Here is a 17,343-nt window from a genome sequence, read left to right on the forward strand (position 1 = left end):
CGATGCATGAGGACGGACAACCGCGAGGCGACGCGACATTGCCGAGCATAGGCGGGAACGGCGAGACCCCAGGGACGGTAATGACCATCGATCAACCAGATGTTTCGCGCGATGCCAGTGCAAACGGCGTTACCAAAGCGGGTGGTTGGGGATCGATGAAAGCTGTCGCACAGATTCTTCGCCAGGAGCGCGTTCTCGTGCGGGGGGCGCGGGTTCTGATGAAGCAGAATAAGCTGGACGGCTTTCAATGTGTCAGTTGTTCGTGGGCCAAGCCCTCCGACCCGCACGTTGCTGAATTTTGTGAGAACGGCGCGAAAGCCACCGCATGGGAGATCACAGATCGTCGCGCCACGCCTGCCTTGTTCGCCGAACATACCTGCGCCGACCTCGAGCAGTGGCGTGATATGGCATTGGAAGAAGCAGGGCGCTTGACGCAGCCCATGCGTTGGGACCCGGCCACCGACAAATACGTTGCCGTATCGTGGGAGAGTGCATTCGAGGAGATCGGGCGTGAACTCCGTGCGATTGCGCCGAACGAGGCGGTTTTCTACGCGTCAGGGCGCGCATCGCTTGAAACGTCCTATATGTATCAATTGTTCGCACGAATGTACGGCACGAATAATTTGCCTGACAGTTCAAACATGTGTCACGAGACGACGTCCGTGGCGTTGCCGCCTGTCATTGGCGTCCCGGTAGGTACGGTGGCACTCGATGATTTCGAGAAAACAGATTGCGTGCTTTATTTCGGACACAACGTCGGGACGAATGCACCGCGAATGCTGCATCCATTGCAAGACGCGCGTAAACGAGGTGTGCCGCTGATCGCGTTTAACCCGGTGCGTGAGCCTGGGCTGATGCGATTTGTCAATCCGCAGTCGCCAATGGAAATGCTGGTGCCAGGAATGGATACGCGCATCAGCTCCCAATACATTCAGTTGAAGATAGGCGGCGATGCAGCGGTGATACTCGGGATGTGCAAGGTCATTATCGAAGCAGATGACACGGCGATACGCGACGGCGGCGAGCGGCTCATCGATACCGACTTTATTCAATTGCACACCCACGGCTTCGAAGCGTTTTCAGCGCAGGCCCGCGCCGCCAACTGGGACGAGATCGTGCATCGTAGTGGCGTGACGCGCGCTGAAATCGAGAAAGCGGCTCACACCTATATGCATGCTCGCACTGCGATGGCGTTTTATGGGATGGGCCTGACGCAGCATCGGAAAGGCGTTGATACGATTCAATTGCTGGTTAATTTGCTGCTATTGCGTGGCAACATCGGAAAGCCAGGAGCCGGAATATGCCCCGTGCGAGGACATTCGAACGTGCAAGGTCAGCGGACGGTTGGCATCACGGAGAAGCCTGAACTGGCGCCATTGGATGTCCTCGCCAAGCAATATGATTTCGCGCCGCCGCGAGATAAAGGAATGGACACGGTGGCGACTTGCCAGGCGGCCCTGGATGGTCGCTTGAAAGCGTTCATCATGCTGGGTGGCAACTTCGTTCGCGCCATTCCTGACACCACGCGCATGGAGGCGGCATGGAAGAAATTGCGGTTGACGGTCAATATCGTGACAAAACTGAATCGCAGTTGCTTGATGCACGGCGAGGTGTCATACATCTTGCCTTGCCTCGGGCGGATCGAGATCGATCGCCAGGAAAGTGGGGAGCAGGCGGTATCGATCGAGGATTCCACGGGATGTTTTCACGGATCGCGCGGCATGGTCGAACCGGCAAGCGAATATTTGCTGTCCGAGCCAGCCATTGTCGCGGGGATGGCGAAAGCGACGCTTGGTAGACAGACCGTCGATTGGGATAAGTGGGTTGGGGATTACGGACTTGTTCGCGATGCCATTGCGAAAACCTTCCCTACTATTTTCGGCGACTTCAATAAGCGCCTTTGGCAACCTGGTGTCTTTCAAAGGCCGCTGCCCGCGCGTGAACGCGTCTGGAAGACCCCTAACGGTAAAGCCAATTTCACCGTGGTCTCGCAATTGGCGGCAGATCCTGATTTGCCGGCGCTGGCGGACCCATCGATTTTGCAGTTGATGACAACACGCGGCGATAGCCAATTCAACACAACGATTTACGGACTGGACGATCGTTTCCGAGGCGTGCATGGCACACGCGAGGTGCTATTGATGCATGAGGCCGATATCGCGGCGCGAGGACTGATACCGGGAGATCGTGTTGCGGTGGAAACAGTCGCGGGCGATAACGTGATACGACGCGTCACGGGGCTGTCGGTGCGTGCTTTTGACATCCCTCTCGGCTGTGCGGCGGGTTACTACCCGGAACTGAATGCATTGCTACCGCTTTGGCATCACGCGGAGCGCAGCCATGTACCTGCGGCAAAGTCTATTTCCGTGCGGGTCTTGAAAGACGAGGTAACGGCAGACTAGCAGTGTACGGCGCGGACGTGCCGCTCGTATCAATTGAAGATCGCTTCGATATCGGGTTGCGTGGCTGGCGGGCTGGTGAGGCTAATAGTGGCCTCGATGTGCTGCAGGTGCGTCAGCATCGATTGCGCCGCACGGTCGGGGTCCCGCGCTTCCACGGCGTCGATGAAATGATCGTGCTCATGGTGTGGGCAAGCCGGCGCGTTCGGCTTGTCATAAAGCAGGATGATCAAGCACGTCAGCGGCGCCAGCTCGCGCATCATGCGCAGCAGGATTTCATTGCCCACCATCTCTGCAATCAGAATATGAAACTCGCCTGACAGGCGGATCACCGCATGCATGTCGTTGCGCTTGCGCGCATCGCTCTCCTGTTTCACATGCCGGCGCAACGCCTTGATTTGCGGCGAGGTAATGGCGCGGGTCAGGAGCCGCGCCATTTCCGGCTCGATCATTCGCCGGGTAACGAACACGTCTCGTGCTTGCTCCACGGTTGGACTGGCGATGCACGCGCCTTTGTTCGGCACTATTGTCACTAGCCCTTCGTGCGCGAGCTTATTCAATACTTCCCTAATCTTTGTTCGGCTGACGCCGGATACTTCCGCCAACCGTTCCTCCACCAATCGTGTCCCCGGTGGCAGGCGATGTTCCAGTACCGCATTTTGAATACGGCGATAAATTTCGTCGTTTGAAAACGGCGGCCGCTCCGCGGTGGAGGCCGCGTTGCGCGAAGGTTCGAGCGAGGCGTTTTGATCCATGACTGCGCGTAAGACATCGGGATGTGCTGCCGCGATGATATGACAAAAACGGTCGCGATTGTCGGCAGTTTTCCTGAAAACTGGCATCGAAAGTTTATTTTGAAACCGTCATTGATTGTTTTTTTGATTGCATACAATCTGACTCGTAAATGTTCGCATGACGACGTTCTGTACTGAATGTTCCGGGTGCCGGTGAAAGGGCTGGAGCGGTGGTCAGCTCGTTTTGCGTCGGTCCAAGGCAAGGACACGGATTTTCATTTCAATTTCACTGAGGAGCCAGGAGTGACGACGTTCAAGCAATATTTCGTGGCGGTGGTGACGTCGGCTTTCACCGGGCTTGGGACGATGTCGGCTGCGCACGCGCAGGCACCGGCTGGCGATATGGTGAAACTGGGCTTTGCGAAATGCGCGCAATGCCTGTCGATGGCACTGGTGCCGCAGTACAGCAAGACGAAGATCGATGCGATCAACTTCACGTCCGGCAATGACGTGCTGACCGCATTGATATCGCACAGCGTGGATATTGCACAAGTCACCTATTTGCACTTCGTCACGGCGTTGGACCGTGGCTTCGATGTCGTAGCCGTGTCGGGGCAAGTCAATGGCGGTTCGGCCATCCTGACACGCAAGGGTTTTGGCTTGAAGGAAAACGATTGGGACGGCATGAAGCAGAAGGTGGCGGCGGCGAAAGCGGCCGGCAAGCCGCTCAAGGTGGCCGCATCCCGCGGCAACGCGCAGGATATTCATATGCGCGGCGAATTGCTGATGCATGGCATCAACCCCGACAAGGACGTGCAATTCATTAACATCCCGAATCCTGCCGATGACATCGGTGCATTGCAGCGTGGCGAGATCGACATCGTGTGCGCGGTGGAACCGTTTGCGTCACAGATACGTCTCTCCGGCGCCGGCGATCTGTTCAACCTGCCGTACGATCAGGCGGCCGGCAACTTGACGAATCTGATTGTTACGCGTCGCGACTACATCAATGCGCATCCAGAACAGGTACAGCAGACGGTGGATGCGGTGGTGAAGATGGTAGATGGTTTAAAACAAAGCAATGCCGGCTGGCTGGGTGCCATCGACAAATACACCGCGTTGGACAAGTCTGTTGCGGCCGAGTCACTGAAAAATGCGTTCCCTGATTACAAGATGTATCGCCTGAAGACCGATGCCATCGCCAAGATGATGCGTGACTTGCACTACGTATCTACCGACGTCACACCAAAGATTTCGGCGAATATGGATTACGACTTCCTAAGCAAGGCGACCGGTCAACCCAAGACCGCGCTCGGCTTTTGATTCCGTACTGAACGAGCATGCAAACAATGAATACGACGCAACGCGCGCAAGGGTCCCGACAACCCGTCGCCACGCCGGTAGAGGCGGCACGGCCGGCGCGACTGAAGACGGGGCGAGGCGCGATTCACGCTGGCGCGACGTGGTTGACGCGCCTTATCGTTCCGGCGGTGCTGATTGCCGGATGGGAGGCATTCTCGCGCTCGGGCGCTATTCCGCAGTCCCTGCTTCCGGCGCCGTCGCGGGTAATCGTGACGTTGATCGACTGGATTTTCGGGACGAATGGCATCTCGGGTAGCTATGGTGGTACCTGGGGACCGAATGCGGTTGCGAGCCTTGGGCGCGTGTTGGCGGGCTATGTCATCGCAGCCGTTTCCGGAGTCGTGCTGGGCGTTGCAATAGGGTGGTGGCGTTGGATCGAGCGAACCATGGAGCCGACATTGCAGTTGCTGCGGCCGGTGCCACCGGTGTCGTGGATACCATTGGCGATCATCTGGTTTGGTATCGCGAACAAACCGGCGATCTTCCTGGTGTTCCTCGGGGCGTTCTTCCCAATCCTGATGAATACGATTCACGGTGTGAAAAACACGGATCGCCAGTTGATTCGTGCTGCGTCCATGATGGGTGCGTCGCAATCGCAGATGTTGCGCTTCGTGGTGTTGCCGGCATCGCTTCCGAGTATCTTTGCCGGTTTGCGGATTGCCATCGGCTCGGCGTGGATGCTGACGGTAACGGCCGAAATGGTCGCCGTTAAAAGCGGTCTTGGCTATGCATTGTGGGATTCGTATTACTTTTTGCGTTATGACCTGGTCATCGGCGCGATGATCAGCATTGGTGTCCTTGGCTATCTGTCGGATGTGTTGATGCGAGAAGTGATGGCGCGCGTTCTGCATTGGCAACGTCGCGGCGCGGTGCGGCAACATTGACGTCGCCGTATGTCAGGCAGCTATCCCTGTGATGGCGACGGGCGGGAACATCTGGTGGGTGCTGGAAAATCGATAGCCTGTGTGGTGAATGACGACCGGACCATGATTGCAGAATTATTGCCCTTGCGTGTCGTACTCGGCACACGGGCTCGATGAATCGGAGTGTTTCATGCAGCAACATTGCGACAAAGGTGCCGCAGGCACCGTGCAGTCATCCGGTGTAGCGTATCTTGAAATAAAAAATGTCAGTAAGGTCTTTACAGACCAGAAGCGCGGTACCGCGCTTACAACACTGGACGGTATCAATCTTGATTTGGCGCAGCAGGAATTTCTCTGCCTGCTCGGCCCATCGGGATGCGGCAAGTCGACGTTGTTGAACATGATCGCCGGTTTCGAGACGGCCACGTCCGGTAGCGTGCGTGTGGGCGAAAAACAGGTGAGCAAGCCTGGTGCGGAGCGCGGCATGGTGTTCCAGCAACCTACACTGATGCCGTGGTTACCCGTATGGGACAACATTGCTTTCCATTACAAACTCAAAGGGAAGTCTGCCGCGCAACGGCGTGAACTATCGCAAACGTTTATCGATATGGTCGGCTTGCGCGGTTTCGAAAATCATTACCCGACCGAATTGTCCGGCGGCATGAGCCAACGCGTGGGCATTGCCCGGGCTTTGTTGATGAATCCGGATGTCGTGTTGATGGACGAGCCTTTTGCCGCGCTTGACGCACAGACGAAGGAGGAGATCCAGGAAGCGTTAGTGACCATCTGGCAACAGTCACGCTCGACGATCGTGTTCGTCACCCACAGCATAGACGAAGCGTTGCTACTGGGGACAAAAGTAGCCGTCATGACGCATCGTCCCGGTCGCATTCGAGAATTGATTTCGGTCGATCTGCCGCGGCCGCGGGACATCACGTCGCCTGCATTCAACGATCTCAAGCGCCATGTGCATGCACTGATCCGGGAAGAAGCGTCGGCGGCAAGGCAACTGCTGCGTGAAGAACAAATGGCTTGATGTAAACTGGATGAAATCATGAAGCGACGCTATCTACTCGGCATGTTGACGCCGTCTTCCAACACCACGCTGGAGCCGGTCACGTCCGCGATGATCGACGGCCTTGAAGACACCAGTGCTCATTTCGGTCGCTTCAAGGTGACGGAGATCGCGCTATCCGATAACGCGCTCGCGCAATTCGACGATGAACCGATTCTTGCGGCTGCCGAGTTGTTATCGCATGCGAAGCTCGACGTCATTGGCTGGAACGGCACGTCGTCCGGCTGGCTTGGTTTTGATGCAGACGAACGTCTTTGCGCCCGTATCACTGAACGTACCGGTATTGCGGCATGTACATCGGTGTTGGCGCTCAATGAGATATTTACAAAGACGGGTGTCAGGCGCTTTGGCCTGGTGACACCTTACACGGATGACGTTCAGGCCAAGGTCATCGAAACGTATCGTGGTGCCGGGTGGGATTGTGTTGCAGAAAGGCATTTGAACAAGCGCGATAATTTCTCGTTTTCCGAAGTGAATGCGGACACGATTCGGCGTATGGTGCATGAAGTGGCCGAAGCGAAGCCGGATGCCATTTCGATTTTCTGCACGAATCTGCGGGGCGCACCACTGGTGGAGGCGTTGGAGCAGGAAACAGGCATTCCAATCTACGACACGATTTCCACGGTGGTCTGGAAATCCCTGTTACTGTCGGGAACAGATCCAAAGCGGGTGCGGGGCTGGGGCCGGCTTTTTCGGGAGGTGATATGAGTGAGCAGGCAATGACATCGAAAGCGGCATTTGACTTGGTCATCCGCCATGCACGCGTTGCGACGGCGGCAGATGTTTTCGATACCGATATCGGTATCGTGGACGGTACGATCACTGCGATGGGACGTGGGTTGGCGAATGGCACGCGGGAGATTAATGCCGCCGGTCGCTGGGTTCTTCCTGGCGGCGTGGATGCCCATGTGCATCTGGACCAGCCAAGCTCGGACGGTTCGATCAATGCCGACGATTTCGAAACGGGAAGCCGTTCTGCCGCCTGCGGTGGCACGACCACCATCATACCGTTTGCAGCGCAGCAAAAAGGCCGCTCGCTACGCGAGGCAATCGATGATTACCATCGGCGTGCGGAGGGCAAATCCATCATCGACTACGCGTTTCACTTGATCATCGCCGATGCGGAAGCCGGTAAGTTGCCTGAAACACTGCCGGGGCTCATCGAGGAAGGCTATACGTCATTCAAGCTCTACATGACGTATGATTCGCTGAAGCTGGAGGATCGTCATATTCTGGACGTGCTGGAAATCGCTCGTAAAGAAAAGGCGATGACGATGATCCACGCGGAAAACGCCGACTGCATCGCGTGGCTGACAGAACGGTTATTAGCACGCGGCAGTCGGGCGCCATCGTTTCATGGGGTGTCACGCGTACCGTTGGTCGAACGGGAAGCCACGCATCGTGCGATCTCGCTTGCCGAAATGCTGGATACGCCGGTATTGATCGTCCATGTCTCGGGAAAGCAAGCCATCGAACAGATTCGTCAGGCACAGCAGCGTGGCGCGCCAATTTTCGCGGAAACCTGCCCGCAGTATCTGTTTCTAACCGCGGACGATCTGGAAGGTTGCGAGGGCGACCTCTTCAACGGCGCAAAATGCATCTGCAGTCCACCGCCGCGCGATGCGGCGAATCAGGACGAAGTCTGGCAGGCGCTGGACAGCGGGATCTTTACCGTGTTCTCTTCGGATCACGCACCGTACAAATATGCAGGTGAGGGCGGCAAGCAGATGCATGGCGTTGATGCATCATTCGATCGCGTGCCGAATGGTATCCCAGGGGTGGAAACGCGTTTGCCATTGCTGTTTTCGGAAGGGGTCATGACCGGACGGATCGATATCCACCGTTTCGTGGACGTTACCGCTACCGGCCCTGCCAAGATGTACGGTCTTTATCCTCGCAAGGGAAGCGTTGCAATTGGTTGCGATGCCGATCTGGTTATCTGGGATACCTTCGATCCCATGCCGATCCGGAACAGTGCATTGCATCATGCCGTGGATTACACGCCCTATGAAGGGCGTGCGGTTCGCGCCTGGCCAGCGCTGACGCTGTCGCGCGGTGACGTGGTCTGGGATCGGGGTAGCGGTACCTTCAGTACTGCGCTCGGGCGCGGACAGTTTCTCAAGTGTGATCGGCCGGTTGCCTATCACCGGCAACAACGTCCGGGGCGAGATCGGTTGTTTCCTTGGCTTGCAGATATCGGCCTTTAGGCGTCATGGACCGGTCCTGGCCTTTTAATCGATGGTCGTGAGTATCGGGTTGCATCATCTGGTTTGGGCTGGCAGCTTCGCCGGATGGATGCACTATATCGGACGCCATCGTGTACCACTGATTGCGCTACCATGTAGATCATAATAAAACAGCGTCGAGGAGTGAGACAACATGGGTGACAACAGCAACAAGCACGGCATTCTAGTCGGAGTGACGCAAGCGGCCTCTGACGGTCCAGTTCGCCCGGACGGTGCGCGTCGTATTGCATTGGTTACCGGCGCGGGGAGTGGTATTGGACGCGCGACGGCCAGGCGATTATTACGAGATGGCTTTACGGTCGTCGTGGCCGGACGGAGAGCGGAGCTGCTGCACGGCTTTGTGGAAGAGGCGCGCATGCAAGGTGGCGACGCGTTGGCAGTGACCGCTGATGTTCGCGATGAGACCAGTGTCGACGCGTTATTCGGGACGATCGAGAACACATATGGGCGTGTGGATGTGGTTTTTAATAACGCGGGAATCAACGCTCCGGCAGTGCCGATGGATGAACTGAGCGTGGAGAAATGGCGCGATGTCATCGACACCAATGTGACCGGCGTGTTTCTGTGTGCTCGCGCGGCATTTGGTTTGATGCGCCGGCAGTCGCCGCAAGGGGGACGGATCATCAACAACGGATCGATTTCGGCGCACGCCCCGCGACCGTTTTCCTCACCATACACGGCGAGCAAGCATGCGGTATCTGGCCTGACGAAAAGCATCGCGTTGGATGGACGTGCTTTCAATATCGTCGCGAGTCAGATTGATATCGGTAATGCGCTTACGGAACTGTCGGCGCGAATGCGGAAAGGCGTGCTGCAGGCCAATGGCACGACAGCGGCCGAGCCTATGTGCGACGTGGGCGATGTGGCGGATGCGGTGAGTTATGTTGCCAACCTGCCGCTGACGACGAATGTCTTGAATATGACGGTGATGGCCAGCAATATGCCATTTGTCGGTCGCGGCTAGCGTTGCGCGTTACCGCGGCGGCGGTGGCGCGCGATGCTGTAGTTGCGTAGCACCAGCGCGGTGGACTGCTAGGCCGTCTCCGCTCGCCGGTGTTGCATGCACTTTGTGTGAAATGTCAGTCCAGGTCGGATGCGTGATGCCGCTCGTGAACCTGCTCCGACACGTCACCGCGTATGCTGTTCACTTTACGACCGCGTTTGACGGCGGGGCGCTCGGCGATCTCCTTGGCCCAGCGCAACACGTGGGTGTACTCATGAACCGCTAGAAACTCCGCGGCATTATATACGGCACCTAGCACGAGACCGCCATACCATGGCCAGATAGCAATATCGGCGATGGAGTATTCATTCCCCGCAATATAGCGATGCTGCGCCAATTGGCGGTCCAGCACATCCAGTTGGCGCTTTGCTTCCATCGCAAAGCGATTGATCGGGTACTCCAACTTTTCCGGCGCATACGCATAGAAATGGCCAAAGCCGCCACCGAGATAGGGTGCGGAACCCATCTGCCAGAATAACCAGTTCATTGTTTCCGCACGCGCTGGCTGCGTGGTGGGCAGCAACGCGCCGAATTTGTCCGCGAGGTAGGTCAGGATCGAGCCGGATTCGAAGACACGCACTGGGGTAGCGCCACTGTGGTCGACTAACGCGGGTATCTTGGAGTTCGGATTGATATTGACGAAGCCGCTGGAAAATTGCTCACCTTCTGAGATGCGGATGAGCCATGCATCATATTCGGCACCGTCGTGACCCAATGCGAGCAGCTCTTCGAGCATGATCGAGACTTTCACGCCATTGGGTGTGGCCAAGGAATAGAGTTGTAGTGGATGCTTTCCTACGGGCAGGGACTTTTCATGAGTCGGGCCGGCGACAGGTCGATTGATACTGGCGAAAGTGCCGCCGGAAGTGGCGGGGGTCCAGACTTTCGGCGGTTGATATGGATTCGAATCGCTCATTCTTGCGGCTCCGGTTGGTATGCACTGAATACGCACCGGTGAATTCTAGCGTTTAATCGATTTTCTCACCGGCGGTGCACTCCGGAACGCCATGGGGTGATATATGTCACGCCGCTCGGCGTCGAGCGGAGGTGGTCAACGGGCACGCAAAAGAAAAACGGCGTGGTCGACTCCGGATCTGGTATTGCTTGATCCAGGAGCGACCACGCCGTGATGCGGACGACATGCGCTACCGGGAGGGTAGCGCATGTCGTCCGATAAACCTTTTTTGAGATTTTTTTAGAACACGTTACGCAGGCCGATCGCGACGCCGGTCTGGTTGTTACGACCCGGGAAATCGGTTTTTGCCGCACCGGTACCGCGTTGGAAGTCAACGGTGGCGTACACTTCGGTGCGCTTGGACAGCGAGTATTCAGCCAACAGCACCGCCGAGTAGCGCACCGCGCGGCCCAGCGTCGCATTGGCGTACTGCGCGTTACGTGCGTGATCGTAGTAGCCGGCCAGAGACAGCATCAACGGCGCGGTCACCTGGTACGTCGCGCCGACATAGAAGCCGTCGTCGATCCGGTTGGTGTTCGGGCGTACCGCTAGCGAGGCTGCGGCCGAGCCGGACGACGCCATGTAGATGTCGACCATGCCGGTATTGTCCTGCGAATGCAGCCAGCCGGCGTATGCCTTCACGTCCGTGGTGAATGCGTATGTGGCACCCACGTTGACGACGCGGTACTTGCGGTTTGCCGCGTCACTGTTTTGCTGGTAGCCGGCGAGCATCGAGAGAGAGGCCAGCGTGTAGGTGGCCGTGAAGCCATACATATTGTTTGCGCCGGTACTGCCCGCTGTGTTGCCGAAGGCGTACATGCCGTCCAGGTTCAAGCCACCGAATGTGCCGTTGTACTTGACCGAATTGTTCGCGCGCAGTCCATAGCCCAATGCGCCTGGCAACCAGCCGTCCTGGTCGTAGTTACCCACGGTCAGCGGATCATACGCACCGCCCAATTGGTCGAACAGCGGGGTGTTCTGGCGACCGAAGGTCAACGTGCCGTATTGCTTGCTTGCCAAACCAACGTAGGACATCCGATTGAATTCGGTGCCGGAGCTGGCATACGCGCCATTCCACAGGTTGAATCCGTTTTCGAGACGGAAGATCGCCGATAAGCCGCCACCCAGATCCTCGCTGCCCTTCAAGCCCCAGCGGCTGCCGGTGATCGGACCGACGCCCATCGATGTTTGGCTATCGTTGGCTGCATTGGCATTCGTCAAATAACGGATGCTGGTATCCACGATGCCATACAGCGTTACCGATGACTGTGCGAACGAATGTTGTGCGGCCAGTGCCAGAATGGCACCACCGAGTGCGCGTGCCAGGATCGATTTATTCACGATTTTCCTTTCATCATTTTTATGAGGAGCATTTGTCACGCCATTGCGCGGATTGCATAAATGTCTCCAACGGGACGCATCTTATTGTTTCAATAATCCGGATAATAATTGAGAAGCCAAAATGTGATGTTTTTCGTACACAAAAACCTATAAATTAATGATTCGTAAGGATAGTATGGTTCCTCTATAAAGCGGCCTGGATTTTCTATTGACAATGCATGCAAATCAACTAAGGGGACCGCATTGTGCCTGGAAAGACTGGTCGCGAGTAACGGATGAAGAGGAGGGATGGGAGGTTTGAGAGAATGCATAGCGAGGCATTCCCGTAATAGGTTTTTAATATGTTAGGCGAGCAATATGCGCACGCACAGGGATAATCAAAATGCCCGGGGCTAATCGGCGCGCGGCCTTGTTTCCGGCGGCTATGTGACAGGATGGAGATTGGGTAGTCTGCTGCAGCGGAGAAGGTCTGGCTGGACTGTGCCAGGGTCGTATCGACACAACCTCGATACGCCTGTGCCAGCCCACGAGAACGTTGATCAGATGTGCATGCGGACCCAGTGACTAACTGTATCAATAATATCGTTCGACGGTGCTTGATAGCCGTAGCAGATCCAGCCGGTTACGCATAGCAGCGGGAGGAAGACGGCGGCATGGGGCAACGCGATTGGTGGAGAACGCCAGCGTCGCAACGTTGTGAAGGCGACGGCGCCTCCGAGAAGTGTTCCGACGACCACTTCCGAGAGCGTGTGGTAACCGAATAATCGGGAGTAGCCGATGAAGAGACATCCTATCGCGGCGAGCGCAGCGAGGAGATAGCCTAGGCGCTGGCTGATCGTGTTACCGACGACAAAAGCGAGGATCGGCCATACCGAGAACGAAAACACCATATGCCCGCTGATCATCCGGAAATGAATGGGTTCCAACGGCATGTTGGTCACGCCGTAATAGACCTTGGAGAGCGCGGTGAGCGCCATGGCGGCGAGCATCGTTCCGAACCAAGTCAAGGCGCGTCCAGGAAAGCGGGTGCTGATCCAGATGGCAAGTACCAGTGCGAGTGGCAATAGCAAGGCGGTGTCGCCGAGATTTGTGACATCCAGCAGGCTGTTCATCGAAGCCTTATGCAAACGGCGCGGATCGCGCAAATGAGTTGACGGGTGACATTGACCAAAACGTGAGCGCGTCGTCGAGGCGTGTCTATCTTGATGCGTGCAAATGGCTGGCAGTATAGCTGAATGAAAAGCATTGTTCCGTGATCCAGCAGCAGGTGGTCATATCGGTGTTCATGGGTGTTCCGAGAGGGGGCTAAGAATGTGGAGAGGTTGTTGACAACAATTTTTAACGCAACAATAAATGCAACTAACAGGCATTTTATAAAACTCATTCAGAAATGCTGATACGCATTCTGGCTTCCTCAGAGAGGCCGTTACGTTTGTTCGGGCAAGGTAGATTAGATCGATTGGCCAACTATTTTGCGGGTCGATCAAAAGGTACGCTGTCGCTATTGCGTGGTCAGGGTTTTGATAGGGAAGAATATGAATGACGTTGGAGAAGTGCTGGTAAATGGTGATCGCGTAGTGATGGCGATCAATGATCGCACGGTATCGCTTGTACCTAGCCGACCAGTGGGCAAGCTCACTGCCCATACAGCGGGCAGCGGCCAGGAGTTTGTCAAGATAGACGGCGCGCTAATTTGCGTGGATGGTGTGGAGACATCGGCAAGCGCGGAGGCTGTTTATCAAAGCGGGCAGTTTGGCGTTCCACCTGGTATTGCTGGGAAGTTAGTCTTGCATGTAAAACGAGGTGAGATTTCACGGTGCGATTTTTTCACGATCAATGGCAAGGCGGTTTTATGGCGTAGCGGGAAGGAGGTGGGAGTCGACGGCAAGGTAACGGCAAAAGCAACGGCACCTCCTAAAAGCCCGGCGGCAATACCGGAACCGGATCAAAGGTCGCATTATGAAGGCTCTGGCGATGTCGAACAGAGCCAACAAGCGTTTGTCACGGTGACCTTTTAACGCTTGATCAGTGTTCAAATGGATTGCGTGTACCAAAAAGGAAAGCGCCGCCACGTGTTATGTAGCCGCGCACGTTGCACTCAACAAAAATTCCGACTTACCGTTGGCAGCCCTCCCAATAAATTGGACAAGTCGACAAGCCGGTGCGCTACCAGATGCCGGACTTCACCTTCGCATTGCCAGGTGCCGTAGACGGCGATCAGCGAGGCATGCAACGCCTCGCGCCGCTGTTTTTCAAGCAGACCGGGCCATACGATGACATTGATCGATCCGGTCTCGTCCTCCAGCGTCATGAACATCACGCCCTTGGCGGTACCAGGGCGCTGCCTGACGGTAACAATGCCGCAACCGCGCGCGGCACGACCGTTTTTCAGCAGAAACAATTCATTGGCGGCGAGCAGCTTGCGCTTGCGCAATTGCGGTCGCAACAGCGCAAGGGGATGGCGACCCAGGGTCAGTCCTGTCGCGCGGTAATCCGCGACGATATGCTCCCCTTCACTGGGTGGGGAAAATGCCGGAGTGGCGTCATCGCTAAGTGCCTGACGCAGCAGGTCGCCTGTCCGGCCGCTGGAGCGCGGCATGTGGGCGGCGCAGGCTATATCGGTGTTTGGCATGCTTGATGCCCGAACGGCCTCGGGTTGGCTGTCTGCCCCCATCGCTTGCCATAGCGCCTGCCGTCGATTTCCTACCAGCGGCAACAAGGCGTTAGCGGAGGCCAGTAGGTGCAGTTCACGCCGATCGAGCGTCGCGCGATATGCCAGATCGGCGATATCGGTGAAAGGCCTTATCGCACGCGCCGTCTTGATGCGTCTCGCACTGGTTTGTCCAAGGCCACGAATCAGCGACAAACCGAGCCGCACCGCGGGCCGAGGGCCATGAACGTCTGCCCTGGAGCGGGGGACGGTATGGGCATCGATGGCTTCCAATGTACTGTCCCAGTCGCTGAGCATCACATCCGCGCCGCGGATTACCACGCCATGCCGATGCGCATCCTGGACCAGTTGCGACGGCGAGTAAAATCCCATCGGTTGGCTGTTCAGCATGGCGCAGAGAAAGGCCTCGGGCTCATGGCATTTGAGCCAGGAACTGGCGTAGACCAGCAATGCGAAACTGGCGGCATGGCTTTCCGGGAAGCCGTATTCGCCAAATCCCTTGATCTGTGCAAACAGCGCTTCGGCAAACGCGCGATCGTATTTGCGTTTGAGCATGCCGCTGACAATGCGTTCGTAATAATGCTCAAGGCCGCCCTTACGTTTCCATGCCGCCATTGCCCGCCGCAGACTGTCCGCTTCACCGGCGCTGAAGCCCGCCGCCAGCATGGCCACTTGCATCACCTGCTCTTGGAAAATGGGGACACCCAATGTGCGCGACAGTGCCGTTTCCATGTCGGTGCTGGGATAGGTGACCGGCTCCAGCTTCTGGCGTCGACGCAAGTAGGGATGCACCATCCCACCTTGTACCGGGCCAGGACGCACGATGGCGACCTCGATGACAAGGTCATAGAACACGCGCGGCTGAAGGCGGGGTAACATGCTCATCTGCGCCCGTGACTCGATCTGGAAGACACCGATCGTATCCGCCTTGCAAATCATGTCGTATGTTTCATCATCCCCGTCGGGAATATCCTGCAGCGTGAAAGGCTCACCGCGTCGGTCGGACACCAGTGCCAACGTACGTCGTATCGCGGATAGCATGCCGAGCGCCAGGATGTCGATCTTGAGCAGACCCAGCGACTCCAGATCGTCCTTGTCCCACTGAATCACACTGCGATCCGGCATGGCCGCGTTTTCGATCGGGACAAGTCGCGACAGCTTGCCGCGGCTGATCACGAAACCACCACTGTGCTGCGACAAATGCCTTGGAAACCCTAGCAACAGGGTGGTGAAATGTGCCCATTGCCGAATGATGGCGGCCTCCGGGTCCAACCCTGAATCCTTGAAGCGTTCCAGCAATTCCCGGCTGGAATCGAACCATTGGTGGTTTTTCGCCACGCGATCGACCAGCGCCGGATCGATACCCAGTGCCTTGCCGGCATCGCGTAATGCGCCGCGCGGCCGATAGGTCGAGATGGCGGCGGCAATCGCGGCACGGTCACGGCCATATTTGCGATAGACGTATTGGATCACCTCTTCGCGCCGCTGGTGTTCGAAGTCGACGTCGATGTCCGGTGGTTCGTTACGCTCCTTGCTGATAAAACGCTCGAACAACATGCTGCTGCGGTCGGGGTCGACTTCGGTGATGCCCAGGCAGTAGCAGACCGCGGAGTTCGCGGCGGAACCACGGCCTTGGCACAGAATGTTTTCACTCCGTGCGAACCGCACGAGATCGTAGACCGTCAGGAAATACGCTTCGTATTTCAGATCCGCGATCAAGGCCAGCTCGTGTTCGAGTTGTTCCTGAATTTTTAGCGGAATACCGTGCGGAAAACGTCGTTTCGCACCAACATACGTTTCCTGTCGCAAATAGGCAGTGGGCGTGACACCGGCTGGCACCAGTTCGTCCGGGTATTCATATTTCAGTTGTTTCAGACAAAAGGTGCAAGCCTGTGCAATGCGTATGGTTTCCGCCAGTGCCCGCGCCGGGTAGAGATTGGCCAGGCGTAGCCGGGAGCGCAGGTGCGATTCGGCATTCGAAGACAAGGCATAGCCGCATTCGGATAACGGCCGGCCGACATGGATCGCGCTCAATACATCGTGCAGCGGCTTGCGCGAACGTACATGCATCGTCACGCTGCCCAGGGCGACCATCGGAATGGCTGCGGCCGCCGCGGCGCGTTCCACCGTGCCGCGATGCAGATCGTCCATCGCCCGCGCGTGCAGTGTCAGGCCCAGCCAGGCACGCCCGGGAAAGGTGCGCGCAACCCAGTGGGCCTGCGTCAGCAGCACATCGTCGGCAGGTAAGGCCGGATAGGATGGCACGAGAATGGCAAGACAATCAGGCATGCCGCGCAGCGCGGCATGCTTGGGCGACGGTGTCGCGAGATCCTCAAGGGTCAGGCGGTAATGGCCTTTGCCGGTGCGGGTGCGGGCTAGCGTGATCAGTTCGGACAGGTTGCCATAGCCTTCGATATTGCATGCAAGCAGCACCAGTTCGAGCGATGGGCTCTGGACATCGTTACTGACCAAGGTGAAAGTTGCGCCGATGATGAGCGGCAGCCCGGCTTTCTCTGCCTCCACATGCGCGCGCACGATGCCAGCCAAAGAACACTCATCGGTGATCGCAAGCGCGCTGTAGCCCAGTTGCGCCGCGCGTTGCGCTAATTCTTCGGCATGGGAAGCCCCCCTTAAAAAGGAAAAATTCGAGAAGCATTGCAACTCCGCGTAAGCGGGCATTGGTGTCAAGCCGGA

13 protein-coding genes are annotated in these 17,343 nt (G+C 57.1%); 8 read left to right on the forward strand and 5 right to left on the reverse strand.

The window, feature by feature from the left end; genetic code table 11:
- Positions 1 to 80 precede the first annotated feature (80 nt).
- Positions 81 to 2,402 (forward strand): FdhF/YdeP family oxidoreductase, encoded by a 2,322-nt coding sequence (locus WM40_RS07205; protein WP_046152580.1) that lies wholly within the window; start codon positions 81 to 83, stop codon positions 2,400 to 2,402.
- Between the two features lie 29 nt (positions 2,403 to 2,431).
- Here the strand turns inward: WM40_RS07205 and WM40_RS07210 are convergent, their stop codons facing one another.
- The gene (locus WM40_RS07210) at positions 2,432 to 3,154 is read right to left on the reverse strand and encodes a GntR family transcriptional regulator (RefSeq protein WP_046152529.1); all 723 of its coding nucleotides are present in this window, start codon (positions 3,152 to 3,154) and stop codon (positions 2,432 to 2,434) included.
- Positions 3,155 to 3,436: 282 nt separating this feature from the next.
- Here WM40_RS07210 and WM40_RS07215 point away from each other — a divergent pair, with 282 nt between their 5' ends.
- The 6 genes from WM40_RS07215 (at position 3,437) to WM40_RS07240 (ending at position 9,643) form a co-directional block, all read left to right on the forward strand.
- Positions 3,437 to 4,456, forward strand: a complete 1,020-nt coding sequence (locus WM40_RS07215; protein ID WP_036010826.1) for an ABC transporter substrate-binding protein — start codon at positions 3,437 to 3,439, stop codon at positions 4,454 to 4,456.
- Positions 4,457 to 4,482: 26 nt separating this feature from the next.
- Entirely contained in the window at positions 4,483 to 5,379 is an 897-nt protein-coding gene (locus WM40_RS07220) for an ABC transporter permease (protein WP_082102500.1), read from the forward strand.
- 169 nt (positions 5,380 to 5,548) lie between these two features.
- Entirely contained in the window at positions 5,549 to 6,394 is an 846-nt protein-coding gene (locus WM40_RS07225; protein WP_024904146.1) for an ABC transporter ATP-binding protein, read from the forward strand.
- An 18-nt stretch (positions 6,395 to 6,412) separates the two neighbouring features.
- The gene (locus tag WM40_RS07230; protein WP_024904147.1) at positions 6,413 to 7,141 is read left to right on the forward strand and encodes a maleate cis-trans isomerase family protein; all 729 of its coding nucleotides are present in this window, start codon (positions 6,413 to 6,415) and stop codon (positions 7,139 to 7,141) included.
- Entirely contained in the window at positions 7,138 to 8,640 is a 1,503-nt protein-coding gene (hydA, locus tag WM40_RS07235) for a dihydropyrimidinase (RefSeq protein ID WP_024904148.1), read from the forward strand. Before WM40_RS07230 ends, hydA begins: the two co-directional genes overlap by 4 nt.
- A gap of 172 nt (positions 8,641 to 8,812) precedes the next feature.
- Complete coding sequence (locus WM40_RS07240; protein WP_024904149.1) at positions 8,813 to 9,643, forward strand: SDR family oxidoreductase; 831 nt, start codon at positions 8,813 to 8,815, stop codon at positions 9,641 to 9,643.
- A 115-nt stretch (positions 9,644 to 9,758) separates the two neighbouring features.
- On the opposite strand, the gene yghU is transcribed toward WM40_RS07240, so the two are convergent.
- The 3 genes from yghU to WM40_RS07255 form a co-directional block, all read right to left on the reverse strand.
- Positions 9,759 to 10,598: a glutathione-dependent disulfide-bond oxidoreductase gene (yghU, locus tag WM40_RS07245; protein ID WP_024904150.1), complete on the reverse strand. Its 840-nt coding sequence runs from the start codon at positions 10,596 to 10,598 to the stop codon at positions 9,759 to 9,761.
- A gap of 279 nt (positions 10,599 to 10,877) precedes the next feature.
- Positions 10,878 to 11,978: a porin gene (locus WM40_RS07250; RefSeq protein ID WP_024904151.1), complete on the reverse strand. Its 1,101-nt coding sequence runs from the start codon at positions 11,976 to 11,978 to the stop codon at positions 10,878 to 10,880.
- A 539-nt stretch (positions 11,979 to 12,517) separates the two neighbouring features.
- Positions 12,518 to 13,090 carry a phosphatase PAP2 family protein gene (locus WM40_RS07255; protein WP_157685744.1) on the reverse strand — a complete coding sequence of 191 codons (573 nt, stop codon included), beginning with the start codon at positions 13,088 to 13,090 and terminating at the stop codon, positions 12,518 to 12,520.
- A gap of 423 nt (positions 13,091 to 13,513) precedes the next feature.
- On the opposite strand from WM40_RS07255, the gene WM40_RS07260 reads away from it, so the two are divergent.
- Positions 13,514 to 13,996 carry a hypothetical protein gene (locus WM40_RS07260; protein ID WP_024904153.1) on the forward strand — a complete coding sequence of 161 codons (483 nt, stop codon included), beginning with the start codon at positions 13,514 to 13,516 and terminating at the stop codon, positions 13,994 to 13,996.
- A gap of 80 nt (positions 13,997 to 14,076) precedes the next feature.
- On the opposite strand, the gene WM40_RS07265 is transcribed toward WM40_RS07260, so the two are convergent.
- Positions 14,077 to 17,328: an error-prone DNA polymerase gene (locus WM40_RS07265; RefSeq protein ID WP_046152585.1), complete on the reverse strand. Its 3,252-nt coding sequence runs from the start codon at positions 17,326 to 17,328 to the stop codon at positions 14,077 to 14,079.
- Positions 17,329 to 17,343 lie beyond the last annotated feature (15 nt).

The sequence above is a fragment of the Robbsia andropogonis genome (assembly GCF_000970345.1).
Lineage (GTDB): Bacteria > Pseudomonadota > Gammaproteobacteria > Burkholderiales > Burkholderiaceae > Robbsia > Robbsia andropogonis.